General features: G+C 61.0%; 16 protein-coding genes. 8 read left to right on the top strand and 8 right to left on the bottom strand.

The annotated features are described in order from the left end of the window. Positions 1–38 precede the first annotated feature (38 nt). Positions 39–1,169, top strand: a complete 1,131-nt coding sequence (locus tag ACILSE_RS08780; RefSeq protein ID WP_395716999.1) for a hypothetical protein — start codon at positions 39–41, stop codon at positions 1,167–1,169. Positions 1,170–1,190: 21 nt separating this feature from the next. Here ACILSE_RS08780 and ACILSE_RS08775 read toward each other — a convergent pair whose 3' ends face one another. Continuing rightward, a complete protein-coding gene (locus ACILSE_RS08775; RefSeq protein WP_395716998.1) occupies positions 1,191–2,138 on the bottom strand; it encodes an efflux RND transporter periplasmic adaptor subunit in 948 nt (315 codons plus the stop codon). Between the two features lie 84 nt (positions 2,139–2,222). On the opposite strand from ACILSE_RS08775, the gene ACILSE_RS08770 reads away from it, so the two are divergent. From ACILSE_RS08770 to ACILSE_RS08755, 4 genes are read left to right on the top strand one after another with little or no spacing between them, the layout of a single operon-like run. After that, positions 2,223–2,777 carry an ion channel gene (locus ACILSE_RS08770; RefSeq protein WP_395716997.1) on the top strand — a complete coding sequence of 185 codons (555 nt, stop codon included), beginning with the start codon at positions 2,223–2,225 and terminating at the stop codon, positions 2,775–2,777. A gap of 42 nt (positions 2,778–2,819) precedes the next feature. Next, the gene (locus tag ACILSE_RS08765) at positions 2,820–3,032 is read left to right on the top strand and encodes a hypothetical protein (protein ID WP_322280786.1); all 213 of its coding nucleotides are present in this window, start codon (positions 2,820–2,822) and stop codon (positions 3,030–3,032) included. Positions 3,033–3,078: 46 nt separating this feature from the next. After that, positions 3,079–4,692 (top strand): sialate O-acetylesterase, encoded by a 1,614-nt coding sequence (locus tag ACILSE_RS08760; RefSeq protein WP_395716996.1) that lies wholly within the window; start codon positions 3,079–3,081, stop codon positions 4,690–4,692. A 15-nt stretch (positions 4,693–4,707) separates the two neighbouring features. Next, entirely contained in the window at positions 4,708–5,745 is a 1,038-nt protein-coding gene (locus tag ACILSE_RS08755; RefSeq protein WP_395716995.1) for an SAM-dependent methyltransferase, read from the top strand. Positions 5,746–5,802: 57 nt separating this feature from the next. Here the strand turns inward: ACILSE_RS08755 and ACILSE_RS08750 are convergent, their stop codons facing one another. The 3 genes from ACILSE_RS08750 to ACILSE_RS08740 all read right to left on the bottom strand — a co-directional run bounded on the left by ACILSE_RS08750 (position 5,803) and on the right by ACILSE_RS08740 (position 9,266). Then, complete coding sequence (locus ACILSE_RS08750) at positions 5,803–7,785, bottom strand: amidophosphoribosyltransferase (protein ID WP_395716994.1); 1,983 nt, start codon at positions 7,783–7,785, stop codon at positions 5,803–5,805. A gap of 101 nt (positions 7,786–7,886) precedes the next feature. Beyond that, positions 7,887–8,477 carry a hypothetical protein gene (locus ACILSE_RS08745; protein WP_395716993.1) on the bottom strand — a complete coding sequence of 197 codons (591 nt, stop codon included), beginning with the start codon at positions 8,475–8,477 and terminating at the stop codon, positions 7,887–7,889. A 48-nt stretch (positions 8,478–8,525) separates the two neighbouring features. Then, the gene (locus tag ACILSE_RS08740) at positions 8,526–9,266 is read right to left on the bottom strand and encodes a fatty acid desaturase CarF family protein (RefSeq protein ID WP_395716992.1); all 741 of its coding nucleotides are present in this window, start codon (positions 9,264–9,266) and stop codon (positions 8,526–8,528) included. Positions 9,267–9,338: 72 nt separating this feature from the next. Here ACILSE_RS08740 and ACILSE_RS08735 point away from each other — a divergent pair, with 72 nt between their 5' ends. Beyond that, on the top strand, positions 9,339–10,739 hold the full coding sequence (locus tag ACILSE_RS08735) for a sulfatase (protein WP_395716991.1): 1,401 nt from the start codon (positions 9,339–9,341) through the stop codon (positions 10,737–10,739). 9 nt (positions 10,740–10,748) lie between these two features. Here ACILSE_RS08735 and ACILSE_RS08730 read toward each other — a convergent pair whose 3' ends face one another. After that, entirely contained in the window at positions 10,749–11,273 is a 525-nt protein-coding gene (locus ACILSE_RS08730) for a heavy-metal-associated domain-containing protein (protein ID WP_395716990.1), read from the bottom strand. Between the two features lie 6 nt (positions 11,274–11,279). Continuing rightward, on the bottom strand, positions 11,280–12,668 hold the full coding sequence (locus tag ACILSE_RS08725; RefSeq protein ID WP_395716989.1) for a DUF1501 domain-containing protein: 1,389 nt from the start codon (positions 12,666–12,668) through the stop codon (positions 11,280–11,282). An 85-nt stretch (positions 12,669–12,753) separates the two neighbouring features. Here ACILSE_RS08725 and ACILSE_RS08720 point away from each other — a divergent pair, with 85 nt between their 5' ends. Further along, entirely contained in the window at positions 12,754–15,345 is a 2,592-nt protein-coding gene (locus tag ACILSE_RS08720) for a M1 family aminopeptidase (RefSeq protein ID WP_395716988.1), read from the top strand. A 5-nt stretch (positions 15,346–15,350) separates the two neighbouring features. After that, a complete protein-coding gene (locus ACILSE_RS08715; RefSeq protein WP_395716987.1) occupies positions 15,351–15,722 on the top strand; it encodes a metallopeptidase family protein in 372 nt (123 codons plus the stop codon). Between the two features lies 1 nt (position 15,723). Here the strand turns inward: ACILSE_RS08715 and ACILSE_RS08710 are convergent, their stop codons facing one another. Further along, complete coding sequence (locus tag ACILSE_RS08710) at positions 15,724–16,443, bottom strand: RDD family protein (RefSeq protein ID WP_395716986.1); 720 nt, start codon at positions 16,441–16,443, stop codon at positions 15,724–15,726. Positions 16,444–16,462: 19 nt separating this feature from the next. After that, complete coding sequence (recR, locus tag ACILSE_RS08705; RefSeq protein ID WP_395716985.1) at positions 16,463–17,071, bottom strand: recombination mediator RecR; 609 nt, start codon at positions 17,069–17,071, stop codon at positions 16,463–16,465. Positions 17,072–17,073 lie beyond the last annotated feature (2 nt).

Below are 17,073 nucleotides of genomic sequence, written 5' to 3'. Positions count from 1 at the left end.
TGGCGGCATTGCTTGTGTTTGGAGGAATAAGTCCCACCATGGCTGTAAACAATCCTCAGGCCAAGGCACTGGCTGCATTGCTTAAACCGCCGGGGTTGACTGCGAAGGCCGACCCTCAGGGCCTGGCCAAAACCCGCGGACAACTCATGCGCATTCTCACCTCAATGCAGCGGAGCTATAAAACCGGCGGCCCGGATGGCGGAGCACTGGTGAAACGAGCTCTGGATTTTTTGCCGGATATCGGCGGCACGCACCGGGCCGCGTTAACCGGCAATCTGGTGCAGATGTGGAAAGAGGCCTCGGCATTGGGGTGCTATGATGAAGACCATAACTTCACAGGCTTCATCACACGCGGTCGCGACAGCGGCAAGCAGGCCGTATTCGAGCACATCGTTCCCCTGGAGCTGGCGCCGCGCATGTCACTTGATATTGCGAATGTGCGCCTGGTCACCCCCTCAAAAAGCCGTGAAAACGGGGGGGATGATAAAAATCACGACCTGGCGTTCCTGCAACAGCTCAAGATGGTGGAAGATGAGATCGAGGGCCGGAAAGAGCTGAAGAAAATGGAAGCCGATGCGCCGGTGAAAAAAGAGGTGCCACGAAATAAAATGGGCGAAACCGCGGAGGAACAGGCCCGCTTGTTCAAGCTGGACATGGACCGTGCCGGCGAGGCCGCGAAGCAACCGCGCAGTCTCAACCTTTTGGGACGACTGGTCGAGACGCCGATGAAGCGCAACGGATACACATGGTGCTATGGCATCGAACTCCGCAATACCTCCGCGCTGCCAACTGAGGTCACAGTGGAATGGACGCTCCTCGGCATCACCGAGATCAAAAACCTCTATTACATTCTCGGTGAAGGGGCACAGAAGGTGCAATTGCGCAGTGCTGGTGTGCAGCAACACGAGTTTCGCACGCCGAAGCCAGAGTCCCACTACAACAACCGTGCCGATGATCTCGACGAACTCCCGCCCAAGGACAAACGACGGGCTGCCACTGAAACAAAGTATCGAGGAGCCGTCATCCGGGTAGTTCACGGCAAGGATACGGTCGTCGCACAATGGGGCTCGGATGCGACGATGAACAACTTTTTGAGTGACGATCCTGATGACAAACATGTCCTCACTCAACTGCCAAAGCTTTACCTCACCACGCCCTACAAACCGTAAGCAAGGCCTATCGAGGCAGGACTACTTTCTCGGGATAAACACATCCACCTGCTGGCCGACGTAAAGGCTGTCCCCCTTCGGTTTTTCGAGTTCGTAGATCACCTGGAGCACGCGGGTGTCCACGCGTTCGGTGCTGGCACCGGTGAGGGAGACCTTGGGGATCACGTAGGGCTCCACGCGGACGAACTTGATAGCGTATTTTTTGGTGGAGTCGCTTTTGAGGTAGAGGCTGGCGTCCTTGCCGGGGGCGATTCTCATGGCGTTCTGCTCATCGACATCGGCGCGCACGTGCAGTGTCTGGATGTCGCCCAGCACGAGGGCGGGCTGCTTGTTTTGCGGCGAGGCGTATTCGCCAGCACGGATGTTCACCTGGAGGATGGTGCCGTCACGCGGCGCTTTGACGGTGAAGCGGTCGATGAGGAGCTGCGTTTGCTCCACATCGGCCTTGGCGGCGGCGAGTTGCGCCGAAGCGGCCTGCTGCTGCGCCTTGGCGACGAGAACGTCGTTGGTGCGATTGCGCAGGTCATCCTGGCTGATGGCACGCTGGTCGGGCACCGATTTCAGGCGGTCGAGCATGTCCTGCACCTTCGCGAGCTGGGCCTGCGCGACGACCAGGTTCGCGTCGGCAACGGCGATGGCGGCTTTTTGCTTCAACAGCGATGCGCGCAGCTCACGATCATCGAGGATGAGCAGAGGATCGCCGGCCTTGACGGTTTGATTGACCTCAACTTTGACGGATTCGACCAGCCCTGGCACCGGCACGCCGATGGCGACGTTTTCGCCGCGTGCCTCCAGAATGCCAGTGGCGGCGATGTCATCCGGGGCATCCTTTTTCGGGGGACTCACCGGCGGAGGCGGGATGGACGACTCCTGGCTGCGGATTTTTTGCAGCACCACGCCCATCGCCAGCACACCGGCGATGGCGAGGATGAAGGTGGAGTAGCGGAGCGTGGTGGAGACGACGGGCATGAAGGAGAGTAAATGACGAATGCGGAATGGCGAACGACGAAATTACGCTCGACGGAAGGCGGCGGACCGTTTCAAATCCAAGACATGAGCAACGAGCCGCGCATCATCGGGCAAATCATTCGCCAGGGCGGCGAGGTCACGGTCATCATCATTGTGGGAGTGCTTTTGCAGGCACTGTGGTTTCAGAACTGGCTGGGCGCGCATGCCTTCTGCCTCGTGGTGCTGACGGTGGCGTTTGCGAAGACGGTGTTTTTCTTCGTGGAGAACCTCACGCACATCCTCATGGCCACGCGGGACAACATGGCCTACCACAAGGTGCTGGGGCTCATGGGTGTGAACATGGCGCAGATCACACTGAGCTTTGCGCTGGACTTCTGGTGCCTGGAGACGGCTGAACCGGCGAGTTTTAGCTCCATCGAGGCCACCTGGGGCCGCGCGGAGCTGATCTTTGAGTTTTTCTTCTTCAGCGTGCTGAACTTCTCCTTCTTCGGCTTCGGTGACGTGACGCCTCTGACCATTCCTGCGAAGCTGGTGACGATGATGGAGATCTTGCTGGCCTTTTTCACCGTGATCTTCCTGCTGTCCGACTTTGTGAGCCTGAAGGACTCGCTCCGCGTACGGAAGCGCCACGAGGACTGATCAGCGTCTTGCACGGACGGCGGCACGCTTTAGGCTGCGGGCATGGAACGCCCCGCCGCCATCGCCCAGATCCGCGAAGCCTGCAAAAACATCGCCCTTCAGTTCATGAAGATTCATCCCGCCGTGCCCGGCCTGGCGGACGAGGAGACGCAGAAGGAATGCTTCCGCTGCGTTCACGAGATGACCGTGCTGCTGGAGACAATCAAAAAGAAGATCGGCCGCCTCGAGCGAGCCGACGACAGCACACTTCTGTGACATTTGGCTTACTTGCCCGACACCTGGCCGAACACGACATTTTGAAATGAACCGCCACCTACTCTGCCTCCTCCTCGCCGCCACCACCCTGCGGGCCGAGGTCAAGCTGCCGTCCATCTTCACCGACGGCATGGTCCTGCAACAACAGCAGCTCGTGCGCGTCTGGGGGACCGGCGAGGTCGGCGAGGACGTGAAAGTGACCTTTGGCGACCAGTCACACAACAGCGTGACCGACCCGAACGGCAAATGGTCGATCACGCTGAACCCGATGAACGCGAACGCCACTCCAGCCGACCTCGTTGTCATGGGCAAAAACACCATCACGATCAAGAACGTGCTCGTCGGCGAGGTGTGGATCTGCTCCGGCCAGTCAAACATGCAATGGACCGTGAAACAGGCCGGGAACGCCGAGGTCGAGATCGCCGCCGCGAAACATCCGCACATCCGCATGTTCAATGTCGAGCGCAGTCCCAGCATGACGCCGCAGGCCGATTGCAAAGGCGCATGGAAGGAGGCGACAAGCGGGAACGTGGGCGACTTCTCCGCCGTCGGCTACTTCTTCGGCCGTCATCTGCATCAGGTGCTCAAAGTCCCTGTTGGCCTGATCAACACCTCCTGGGGCGGCACGCGCATCGAGGCGTGGACGAGCCATGATTCCCTCGCCGAGCGCCCATGTGCGCAGGATTTGCTCGCCGACTGGAAGGATCATGTCGGCAAATGGGACGCCGCGAAGGAGCAGGCCGCGTTCGAGAAGCGCAAGACCGACTGGCAGGCGCTGGTAAAGAAAATGGACGAGGAAAACGCCAAACTGCCCGCCGACAAAAAGAAGACCAAGCCGCAGGCTCCGCGTCCGCCCGATGACCCGGCCAAGACACCGCATCATCCCAGCGTGCTGTTCAACGGCATGGTCGCCCCGCTCGTGCCTTACGGCATCAAGGGAGCGATCTGGTATCAGGGCGAGTCGAACCAGAAGCGAGCCTTCCAATATCAGGAACTGCTGCCCACTCTGATCAACGACTGGCGCAAGCAATGGACGGACGCGTTTTCATTCTACATCGTGCAGCTCGCGAATTTCGGCAACGGCAAGCCGGTGACGAAGGATCCGGGTGTCGCCGACACCTGGGCCGAACTTCAGGAGGCGCAGACGCTCACCGCGCAGACGCTCGACAAATGCGGCATCGCCATCATCAACGACATCGGCGAGCAAAACGATATTCATCCGAAAAACAAGCAGGAGGTCGGCCGGCGGCTCGCGCTGTGGGCGCTGGCGAAGGACTACGGCAAGGAAGGCGCCGAATACTGCGGCCCGCTTTACCAGTCCTCTGTCATCCAAGCCGACAAGGTGCGCATCCAGTTCACCCACACCGGCACAGGACTGAAAACACGCGACGGTGGCGAGCCGAAACACTTCCAGATCGCCGGCGCGGACAAAAAATGGGTCTGGGCCAAGGCAAAGATCGAAGGCAATGAAGTTGTCGTCTGGAGCGAATCCGTGCCGCAGCCCGTCGGCGTGCGTTACGCATGGGCGAGCTGGCCCGAAGGCGCGAATCTCATGAACGCGGAAGGCCTGCCAGCCTCGTGCTTCCGCACGGACGACTTCCTGCCGTCCACGCTCGGTGTCGTCTCGCCCTTCAAGGAAAACGTGCCTGCGAAACCATGATCGAACGAGCCACGCGTGCATCTTTTCCTCGCCGATCCCGATTCAATCCCGTTCCTCGCGGATGAATTGCGTCGTGGCGCGCCGGAGGCGATGCAACGTGAGATCGAAAGCGTCGGCATCGCCTCGGATGCAAAGCTCGACGGCCTTTGGCTTGCGTTTGCACGGCAGACTTTGCCGGATGCGGTCGAAATGACCGCCGTTTCGATCAATGCGTGGGCGGACCGCATCATCGACGCCATCGCCGGTCATTTCCCAGACGATCAACCATGGCGTCTGCATCTCTGGCCGCAGTATGGCGAGGGAAAGGCGGGTGTGAACCGGTGCGAGCTGATTCGCGCGAGCTTGGTCGAGCGCTTGAAGAAGCGGCGCAGACATCTGCTGCGGTCGTTGGTGAGAGATGACGACTCATCCGACATCATCGCTCCGTTCGACCCCGAAACCTCCCTCCTGCAGTGCTTGCTCACCTCCCCCGAAACCGGCTGGCTCTCCGCAAGCATCGCGCCGCAGGCACATGCGCACCGCCATTTGATTTCATCGTTTCCACGCGGCGAAGTGCCGCTGGCGGATGATAAAAGCGCTCCTTCGCGCGCTTTCACCAAGCTCGTCGAGTCCGAGCAGCGCCTCGGCCGCTTCATCGAGCGCGGGCAGACCTGCGTTGATCTCGGCGCGTCCCCCGGAAGCTGGAGCTACGTCGCGATTCAACGTGGGGCGCATGTCATCGCCGTGGACCGCTCTGAATTGCGGGAGGATTTGATGCGCAATCCGCGTCTGCGCTTTGAAACGGCCGATGCCTTCAAATACAAGCCGCCGCAGACCGTGAACTGGCTGGTGTGCGATGTCATCGCAGCGCCTCAGCGCAGCATCGACCTCCTGCTCGAATGGCTGCGGGAGAGGCGCATGCGGAACTTCATCGTAACGATCAAATTCAAAGGACAAGACGAGTATGCGCTGCTGGAGACGCTGAAACGCGAGGCACCTCCACTGTGCGCGGAGTTTCATCTGCTGCGGCTGTGCGCAAACAAGAACGAGGTGTGCGCGTTCGGGGTTGTTTGAGAAGCGCAAGGCTGCCGCCTTGCCGTATCGGGCAACGCCGGAGCCCTGCCCTTCGGCTTACAGCAGCGCCTCGTGCGCACGACCACCCTTGGCCTCGCAGTAGAGAACAAACGAATTGTTCACAACGGCATAGCCTCCGGGCGTCGGATAGTCGCCGCTGAAATACCAATCGCCAAACTCGGCTCCCAAGGCCTGATGGAGTCCAGGAATGGTCTGGTAGATGACCTCGACCGCACCATGCCACGAGGTTTCCTCAGGGCTGATCATCTGGGCGATCTTAGCGGAGATCTCCTCGTCGGTGAACGGGGCGTAAATGGCCTTCACGGCGTTGCGCATCTCCTCCTTCGGCTTTTTCAGCTCAAGTTTGCAGGCGTCGTAGGTCTTTTGCACGATGTGCGACATGCCGCGCTCCCGGAGCAGGGCGACGGCTGCCTGGAAGGCGATGAACTTGCCCAGTTCGGCCATGTCGATGCCATAGCAGTCGGGATAGCGGATCTGCGGCGCGGTGGAGCAGACGATGATGCGTTTCGGATTGGTGCGGGCGAGGATGCGCAGCAGGCTTTTCTTCAGCGTGGTGCCGCGGACGATGGAGTCGTCGATCACTACGAGGTTGTCCTTCGGCGTGACGACCCCGTAGGTGATGTCGTAGCTGCCGGAGACGAGCGCGTCGCGCCCGGTCTCCTGCGCGATGAAAGTGCGCATCTTGATGTCCTTGAGCGCGATCTTCTCGGCCCGCGGCCAGTTGCGCAGCACGAGATCGTCGAGACGGGCCTCGTCCTCTGCGTCAAACTTGCCGTCCTTGAGCATCTCGACGAGCGCCTCTTTCACCATGACGCGGCGCGCCTTGCGCAGACCGTCGAGGAAACCGAAGTAGGCCGTCTCTGCGGTGTTCGGGATGAAGCTGAGCACGGTGTGCTCGAAGTCGTTGTCGATGGCCTTCACGACCTGGGGCACGAGTTGCTCTCCGAGCGACTTGCGCTGCTTGTAGATGACGGAGTCGTTCCCACGGGAGAAGTAGATGCGCTCGAAGGAGCAGGGCTTGAACTCACGCGGCTCGGTGAAGGGCTGGATGGTCATCGTGCCGTCCGCCTTGACCACCGCCACATGCGCAGGCGGCAGTTTTTTGACGTCGTCCTCGGTCACACCGAAGACGGACATCAAAGCAACGCGCTCCGAGGCGATGGCGAAGATCTCGTCGTTCTCGTAGTAGCAGCAGGGGCGGATGCCGCTGGGATCGCGCATGGCGAAGAGATCGCCGTTGCCGATGACGCCGATGATGGCATAGCCGCCGTCCCAGAGCTTCGCGGAATCACGGACGACCTGGGTGACATCGAGCTGCTGGCTGATGTGCGCGGGGATCTCGACCCCGGGCACACCCGCGTCACGGATGGAGTGGTAGAGCCGCGTGTGCGCCTCGTCGAGCTGGAAGCCCATCTCCTCGAGCACGCTCTGCGTGTCCGTGCCGAAGACGGGATGCTGCCCGCGCTTCATCATGATCTCGTTGAGCTCGCGAGTGTTGGTGAGGTTAAAATTTCCCATCACCATGAGCGTGCGCGTGGGCCACGTCGTGCGGCGCATGTAGGGATGCAGCGCGCCTTTGCCGAAGTCACCGCTGGTGCCGTAGCGCAGGTGGCCGATATAAATCTCCCCGGCCATCTCAAACTCGCGCTTGATGGCCTCGGGATCCTCTTCGAAGGGCACGAAGTCCTTGCCCTCCTGGTCGCGCTCGTCCTTGCGCTGCTTGTCAATGCGGCGGGCTATGCGCTTCATGTCTTTGCGCATCTCGTCAAACACCTGGCCGATGCGTTCCACACTTTCCGTGCTGCGCTCGCGGAACATGTAGGGCAGGCCGGGCGGCATGCCGAGCTTGCAGCAGCCGATGCCGAAGCCGTCCTGGCCGCGGTTGCGCTGCTTTGTCATGAGCGCCTGCAGGGCGTCGAGGCCGTAAAGCGCGTTGCCGTATTTTTGATAGTAGTAGCCCAGCGGCTTTTTCAGCCGCACCACGGCTATGCCGCACTCGTGCCGGATCGGATCGCTCATTCAGGAAGGAGCGCCCATACATGGCTAGTCACGCGGGGAGTGCAACCGGCGGAATGACTTTCTCTGCACGGATTTTCGCATCGATTGTTATTCACAACGCATCAGCGCGCCCTCCGCTGCCACCAGCCCAGAGCAAAACCGATCCCCGCGCCAAAACCGAGGCCGTGAAACAGCCCCCAGCCCAGCTTTGCCGCGATGGCGACCTGCGGCTTCGTCCAGCCCTCGATCCCGCTGCCGAGAACGCCATACATCCACTTCCCGCCGATAAAATAGCCCGCTGTGTGCAGCGCGAACAAAATGAACGCCGCGATCCAGAAGCCAGCTGGCTTTTTCAGCGATTTCCAGCACACCCAGGAGAAAAACAGCGTTCCAGCCGCCGCACCAAGCCACTCGCGCAACTTCATTCCCGGCGGATCTTTGATCAAAAACCACGCCAAGCTCCACAGCAGCGCATATCCGAAGAACGCGGGCAAAAACATGCGGTAGAAGCGGCCCAGCCGGCCTTCCCCATGCAACAGCCCGCACAGCGCCAAGCCCGCACCACCGAGATAAACCAGCGCGATCAGCGCATACATGCCGGCCTCGCTGCCCGCGATGCGTGGCACGAAGGCCCAGATCGAGTAAGCGGCGACGCTGACCAGGCCGAAGCCGAGACAGCCATGCAGGGTGGAGCGGAGGAGGTGAGAGATCACATTTGCTTAAACGCGGAAGCCAGCCTGACATCTCATTCAATCGATGCTTCAGCGAGCATACCGGATCTCGTTGATCCATTCAGGCACGACACCCTGGCCGGGAATGGACGTGTCAGGCTGGCGGCGCAGGCCAAACATGCAGGCCAGCAGCCATTCGAGGACGCTCCAGAACCGCAATGTATCGAGCACGGGGTTCAGCATGTTGGTGACGGGGCAGTAGCGAACGTCTTTGGGATTCGTGTGATGAACCGCATGATGCTGGGCGGTTTGCAGCAGACGCAAGCGTTGGAAAAAGGTGATGATCTTTCCGTTTTCTCTATGTGTGCGATGAGACCACTTGTGGACCTCGTTCGCGTTTCCACCCACGATCGCGAAAAGCCATGCATGCCATGTGAGGCAGTCCAGCAATCCGGCGATGACCAACATTATGCCCATCGCGATCATCAACACTTTGTTGCTCTGCCACCAGGTGTTTCGCGTCATGTGCCGGGGCAGGTGATGATGCAAAATGTTTGGAATTCCGACCCAACGACCAAGCCAGGGTGTGTTCTCTCTGACGTAGGCATCTTCGGCCCAATGAACGATTCCAGCAGCAAAATCGACAGCCAGGAGAACAACAAGGCCTTGCAGAATGAGGGAGATGGTTTCGGTCATGGGTAAGATGGTGAACATCTCCTTATTCAGGAGAGCAGTCGGGAAGGTTACACCCCGACCAACTTTTTGGGGTGATCGACCGGGAAGGCCTCCGGCGTCTTTCAGCAGCAATCCAAGATGGCGTTCGTCCGCCATCTTGAGCGCATGTCTTGGAGACTGATAGAAGGGGTGCAAGACCTTGCACATCCTCACGTTCCAGCGCGCACCATGAAGCCTCTAATCGCCCTCGTGCTCCTTGCGATCCCGGTTTGCGCCGCAGGTTCGAAGCCGGACGTTCTTTTTATCGCCGTCGATGATTTGAACGACTGGACGAGCTACCTCGGCGGCCATCCGCAGACGAAAACGCCGAACATCGACCGCCTTGTGGCACGCGGCACGGCATTCACGAACTCGCACTGCGCCGCGCCGGCCTGCAATCCCTCGCGTGCGGCGCTGATGAGCGGCCTGCGTCCGTGGCAGACCGGCATCTACACGAATGGCGATCCAGCACAGGGCGTGCTGAAGGATGTGATCACCATCAACCGTCATTTCCTCGCCAACGGCTACACCACCCTGGGCGGCGGGAAGATTTACCACAACTTCAATGCCGAGGGCCGCGCTGATTCGTGGACAAAGTGGGCCGGATTGTTCCCAGGCATCCCGGAACATGAGGAAAACATGACCGGCCTGGGTCGCGGTCATTTCGACTGGGGTCCGGTGAATGCCAAACCGAGCGACATGGGCGATCACAAGGCCACTGATTGGGCCATCGACCATCTCAAGAATGCTCCGACCGACAAACCGCTCTTCCTCGCCCTCGGCTACATCAAGCCGCATCTGCCCTGGTATGTGCCGAAGGAATACTTTGACCGTTTCCCGCTCGCCGACATCAAGCTGCCAGTGACTAAAGAGCATGACCTCGATGACGTGCCAAAAGCAGGCGTGAAAATGGCCGGCCCCGAGGGCGATCACGCCGCCGTCATCAAAGGCGACCAGTGGAAAAAAGGCGTGCAGGCTTATCTCGTGACCATTTCATTCCTCGACGACCAGGTGGGCCGTTTGCTCGACGGACTCGATCAAAGCCCGCGCAAGGACAAGACGATCATTGTCTGGTGGACGGACCACGGCTGGCACCTCGGCGAGAAGGAGCACTGGCGAAAGTTTGCGCTCTGGGAGGAGGCCACACGCACCAGCATGGCCATCGTGGCTCCCGGCGTGACAAAACCGGGCAGCAAGACCGCAGCGCCGGTCGATTACACGAACATTTACCCCACGATCTGCGAACTCACCGGCCTGCCCGTGCCGGAACATGTCAAAGGCGCGAGCCTGATGCCGCTGCTCAAGGATCCAACGGCAAAATGGGAGGGCGTGGCCGTCTGCACACACGGAAAGGGGAACCATGCCGTGCGTGACGCGCAATGGCGCTACATTCGCTACGCCGACGGCAGTGAGGAGCTCTACGATCACTCCAAGGACCCTTACGAGTGGACAAACCTCGCTGGTGAAGCTGGCATGAGCGACATAAAGTCAAAACTCGGTGCCGCCCTGCCAAAGGAAGAGGTCAAACCAACCGCTGGCGGTAACAAGAAAGGCGAGGGCAAGGGGAAGAAAAAGAAGACGGAGGAATGATCCCTCTGCTCACCGCCCCTCCTGCTCCAAAGTGAATTCAATGCCGTCGCGTTTGGCCGCCTCGGCCCATTGCGTGAACTTCCATCCCTGGGGCCCCGCCTTTTTCTCGTCCGCCTCCAGCGGCAGAAAATGCACCTCCAGCTCTCCCTTGGCCTTGTCGATGACTTCCAGTTTCAAGAAGCCCTTCCACGCCGCGAACAAGCCGTCCACCTTTGCCGAGTTTTTCGCGTAATCCGCCACTCGCAGCTTCAGCGTCGCCAGATACGGCATGCCATGCAGCGGATACGCCTCGCGCACAGCCTGCGCGATCTGGTGGTCGGTGACCACCGCAGGATCGAAGGTGACGTTCGCGTAGTTGTCGATGATCTGCACGACGGTGACATCCTCCACGCCTTTCGTTTCCGCCACGGACTGCTGCACCATGTAAACACAGCTCCCGCACTCAATGCCGGAGACGTAAAACGTGCGCGTGACCGGCTCTGCGGCCGTCAGCCATGAAATGGAGAGGAAAAAAGCGGGAATGATGTGACGCATGGAAAATCAAACAAGGCCGCGGATCGGCTCGCCCCGGGACAGCAGGTTCAGGAGGTTCGCCGGCAGCCCGTCCGTGACACGCGCCTCGGCCACATCCACGAGCGTGTGCATGATCGTGGCGATCAAATCAGGAATCGTGACCGGCTGGGAGGACGGCTCGCCGCCGTTGCGGGCGCTCTGACCGATGACCTGGCCCATTTTCAGCCCGCCGCCGTAAATCATGAGCGGCGCGAGCCCGCCCCAGTGATCGCGGCCGCCCTTGGCGTTGAGCTTGGGCGAGCGGCCCATCTCGCCGCAGCACACCAGCATGATTTTTTCGCCCAGTCCGCGTGCCTCGATGTCCTCGATCAATGCGGACACCGCATGATCGAACGGACGCCCGACATAATCCATGCCAGTGCGCACCGGGGCGTTGTTGATGTCCGCGTGCATGTCCCACACGAAGCTCGTCGTCACGGTGACAAAGCCGCAGCCGCGCTCGCAAAGGCGGCGCGCAAGGAGAAGCAGCTTGCCGAGCGTGGCCGCGTTGTCGGCGTAGTGCTCGCGGTTTCTCCACTCGGTGCTGATGCGGTCCTTGGGCAGCAGCGGGGCAGTGTCGTAGCGCTCGATGAGGCGCGGATCTTCCTTCGAAAGGTCAAACGCGTCCGAAACACCACGGCGCAGCACGTCGAAGGCCTGCGTTTGAAATTCCGACATGCCTCCCACTGTCGCGCTGCCGTCCATCTTTCGTTTCCATTGATCCAGCGAGGCCAGCAGCGCGCGACGGTCGTCGAGCCGGACCATCGGCATGCTCAGCGTCATGTCCGCCTGCGCTCCGCCGCTCGCTCCGGGCACAAACGGCTGAAATGTCGCACCCAGTTCGCCGCTGGAGGTGAAATCGCCGAACTGCTTGATCACCGGCCCCGTCTTCGCGTCCACGGCCTGCGGAAAGAGCGCCACATTCGTCGGCATCGCGCTGCCCTGACGCAGCGGACCGGCGATACGCGAATAAAGCGATCCCAGGTTGGCCTTGAGCGTGTCTTTGCCGACGATGGTCTTGATGTCGTGCACCGCGTCGCCGGTGACGAAGGAGCGCACGATGCTGAACTTGTCTGCCAGCTTCGCCAGCCGCTCAAAAGTGCCGCCGAAGGTGATGCCCGGCAGCGCCGTTTTGATCTCTCCCGTCACGCTGCGGATTTCCGACGGCGCGTCCATCTTCGGGTCAAAAGTCTCGAACTGCGACGGCCCGCCGTGCATGAAGAGAAAGATGACCGACTTGTCCTTGATCAGCTTTTTCTGCGAAGCCGCCATCAAATCGCCCAACCCGAGCCCGCCCAGCCCCAGACCACCGATGCGCAGAAAGTCACGCCGCTGGAGGCGTGACGATCCGTGGCCCTGGTCGGAGAAAGTAAGCATGACGGGGCCAATACGACGCCGGACCGCCTCTCCTTCCGCTTTGCGCTTGCCTTTCGACGCAGCGTTCAAGATGCTCGTGCTCATCATGCGCCCTGTTCTTGCCTTCCTCGCCGTCATTTCCTTCGCCTCGGCCGATTCCTTCGACTGCCGCCACTGTGAGAAGCATCTGCTGCCGCAGCCGATCAAGCTCGTCGCAGGCCGCAAATACGCGCGCGACCGCCGAATTGACATCATGCACATCAAACTCGATGTGACGCCGGATTTCGCGAAGCGCACCGTCGCGGGAACGACGACGATGAAGTTCAAACCCATCGCGCTGCCGCTGGAGAAGCTGGAACTCGATGCCGTCGATTTGAACATCGCGGAAGTGAAGACGGAGGGCGCGAAAGTGGCCGAGCACGAGGTCACGCATGAAAAACTCGTCATCACCTTCGCCTCCGCCGTCGCGCCCGACGCGGAGGTCACGCTCATAATCAAGCATTCCGCGCAGCCGGAGCACGGTCTCTATTTCCGCACGCCCGAAATGGGCTACAAACAGGGGGACACGCAGGTCTGGAGCCAGGGGGAAGCGGAGCTGCACCGCTTCTGGTTTCCGAGCTACGATTACCCAAACGAACGCTTCACCAGCGAGGTCATCTGCCATGTGCCAAAGGGCATGACCGCCGTCTCGAACGGCACGCTGCAAAGTGAAAAGCCCGGCCCGAACGGCCTCGTGACCTTTCACTGGCTGCAGGACAAGCCGCATGTGAATTACCTCATCGCGCTGGCCGCCGGTCACTTCCACAAGCTCGAGGACAAGGCCGGAAAACTTCCGCTGGCGCTGCTGGTGCCGCCTTCGCATGAAAAGCAGGCAGCGAACGCCTTCGCCGACACGCGGAAGATCATCGACTTCTACGAGAAGGAGATCGGTGTGCCCTTCGCGTGGGACAAATACTGGCAGGTCTATTGCCTCGACTTCATCGCCGGCGGCATGGAGAACACGAGCTGCACGTTCGAAGCCGCTGGAATGCTCTTCAACTCCGACACGGAGGAACTGCGCACGCTGCACCGCCTGGACGCGCACGAAACGGCGCATCAGTGGTTCGGTGATCTCGTCACCTGCCGTGACTGGTCGCATCTGTGGCTCAACGAAGGCTTCGCCAGCTATTATACCATCCTCTACGAAGAACAGAAGCTCGGCGCGGACGCGATGAAGTATTCGCTCTGGCTCGAAGCGCAGGAAGTTTTCGGGGCGAATGACATGCGCCCCACCGTCTGGCGTGATTACAGCGATCCGATGCAGCAGTTCGACAACCGAGTTTACCCGAAGGGCGCGTGGATCCTGCACATGCTGCGCAGCCAGCTCGGCGCGGATTTGTTCCGCAAGTGCGTGAAAACCTACCTCGAGCGCCATCGCAGCGGCATCGTGAGCACGGACGACCTTCAGGATGTCATCGAGGAGGTCAGCGGCCTCTCATTCGACCAGTTTTTCGACCAGTGGCTGCACCACGGCGGTGTGCCGGAGTTCAAAGTCGATTACACATGGGATTCCGCCGCCAAAATGGCGAAAATCACCGTGCGGCAGACACAGAAACTCAGCGAGCAGGTGCGCCTCTTCCGCGTGCCGCTGCCGGTGAGTTTCGCCATGGCCGGCCAGAAGGAACCGCTGCGTTTCACGATGGATGTTAGCCAGGAGGTCGAGGATTTTCACTTCACGCTGCCAGCGCAGCCGGTACTCGTCCGCATCGACCCGGATTACACCGTTTTGGCGAAAATCGCCTTCACGCCGCCGGGACCGATGCTGGAAAAACAACTGTCCTCCGACATGATCGGCCGACTTTTGGCCGTGCGGAACCTCAATCACTCCCACATCGCGAAACTCGGCCAGATTCTCCGTGAAGACCCATTTCACGCCGTGCGCGCCGAGGCCGCCAAAATGCTCGCGAAGCTCGAAGAGCCCGAGTCACGAGCCGAACTCATCCAAAGCAGCGCGAATCAAAAACACGCCCATGCGAGGCGCGAAGTCGTCCGCGCGCTTGCCAGCCTTCACACGCCCGAAAGCCGCGAAACGCTGTGGAAAATGGCCCAGACCGAGAAAAACCCCGACATCCTCGCCGCCATCATCGAAACCTGGGGCGCGCGTCCGGGCGAAGCAGAAGTCAGCGCGGCGCTGAAGAAGCATCTCGCTGGCACCAGCTATCAAAGCACGCTCGAACTCGCCGCCATCAAGGCCCTGCGCGCTCATGACGACGAATCCGCCGCCCCGCTCGTGCTCGCACGACTGCAACAGCCTCACGACCTGCGCGGTCGGGACATCGGAACCGCCTTCGACGCACTCGCCTTCCTGACTCGCCGCCCCACCAACACGAACCGCGATGCCGTGCGTGATTTCCTCGGCGAAAAACTCAGCGATCCACGCCGCGACTGGCGCATCGCCGCCGCGAAGGCGCTCGGCACGCTGCGTGATCCGAAAGCGCTCGGCCTGCTCGACCTCACTCTCGCCATCAGCGGCGGCGACCGCATCGACCCGGTCCGCGAAGCCGCCGCGAAAGCCGCACAAGACATCCGCGCCTCCCTCGAAAGCCCGGCCGACCTCAAAAACCTCTGGGACCGCGTGCAGCAGCTCCAAAAGAAGAGCGAAGACCAGGCGAAGGAGATCGAAGCCCTCAAAAAGAAGCCGCAGACGGCGAAGAAGTGACCTGCATGCGCTTTGAACGTCTCGAATCCATCGCCGCCAGCGTCGTGAAGTCCACGCTCGCCTCGTTGCCGCCGGTGATTCGTGACGAGGCGGCGGATTGCACGATTGAGTTCGCGGAAATGGCCGTGCTGCTCGACATCGAGACGGATCTAGACCCCGATCTTCTCGGCTTGTTCGAGGGCAACGCGCGCTGCGATCCCCTGCCCTCCGCGCCGGACGAGATGCCGCGCATCCGACTGTTCCTCGACAATCTGTGGGATGACTGCGGCGGCAATTTGAAGACGTTCCGCGAAGAGGTGCGCATCACGCTCCTCCACGAGCTGGGACACTACCTGGGCCTCGACGAGGACCAGGTGGCGGCGCTGGGGCTGGAGTGAATCAGGTGCCTGGCTCGCACTCGACCACCGTGGTGTCGGCGATGAGGTCGTGCAGGCAGCGCTGGTCCTCACGGAAGATGAAGCACGCATCGACGATGCCGTAGAGCGGCACGAACTGGTTGATGATGGCGTTGACCACGGCGCGCAGCAGGAACGCCTTCACAAAACCGGCGTTCTGGCCGTCTGGAAACGAGACGACGCGGATCTTCAGCATGCGTTTGGCGATGGTTTGGCCGTATTTCGTCAGCCACACGGCATTCCAGACGAGCAGGCCGAGCATGACCACGCCTGCGAGCACGAAGAAGGAAATCGCGGCCACCGGCACATCATCTCCGCCGGACTTTTCCGCCTGCCCCATCAGCATCACGCCGATCACCACAGGCACCGCGATGGCAAACATGACAATGAGCGTGTCAATGATGGCCGCGCCGAGTCGCGCTCCGCGGGAAGCGAGCTTGAGCCGCGGCATCATCGCCGGCGTGACGATGTTCGCCTGCGGCGCGGTGTAAGGATTGAATGGCGCGGCAGCGGCGGCCGAGAACACTGGCGTGGAAGCCGCGGCCGGAGCACTGAACTTCGAGCCCAGCGGCTGCCAGTCGGCCATTCCCTCGGTCCAAAAGAGGTCGTCCGGGAAAAAGCGGCCGGTGACGAGGCCCGGCTGGATTTCCTCCTCGGCAAAGACGCCGAGCTGCTGGCCGTTGCGTGCGATGTGGTGGTTCATGAGAGCGAATAAACGGTAATTAGCCCAGCCTCCGCCGGCCGTGCAAGGCTTGATACAGTGTCAGCTCGTCCACATGGTCGAGCCCGCCACCCGCAGGCATGCCCTGCGCGAGCCTGGTGACTGCAATTCCGGAAGGACGCAGCAAATCAGCGATGTAACTGGCCGTCGCCTCGCCCTCGACATCGGAACCGAGCGCGAGAATGACCTCCTCCGCCCCGAGTTCGTCCACTCGCCGCAGCAGCGAGTCCATGCGCAAGTCTTCGGGCGTGACATTGTCGAGTGGTGAGAGACGGCCACCAAGGACGTGATACAGCCCCTGAAACGCGCCGCTGCGCTCCAGCCTCAAAACGTCCGCGGCCTGTTCGACAACACAGAGCAGCTTCCGCTGGCGGCGCGGATCGTGGCAAAGAAGGCAGGCACTGTCATTCTCGATGAAAAACCCACAGTCGCCGCATGCGACGATGCGCTCCTTCGCCTCCCCCAGCGATTGGATGAGCAAGGAGATTCTTTCCTCACGCATCTGAAGCAGCCAGAGCATCAGGCGCTCCGCGCTGCGGGGGCCGAGGCCGGGCAACGCCTTGAGCTGGGCCACGAGGCGCTGGATGGCAGGCGGATAATCGATGCGCACGG

The organism is Prosthecobacter sp. (assembly GCF_044236155.1).
GTDB lineage: Bacteria > Verrucomicrobiota > Verrucomicrobiia > Verrucomicrobiales > Verrucomicrobiaceae > Prosthecobacter.
The sequence above is the reverse complement of the archived record's forward strand: the minus strand, read 5'-3'. Positions and strand labels throughout refer to the sequence as shown.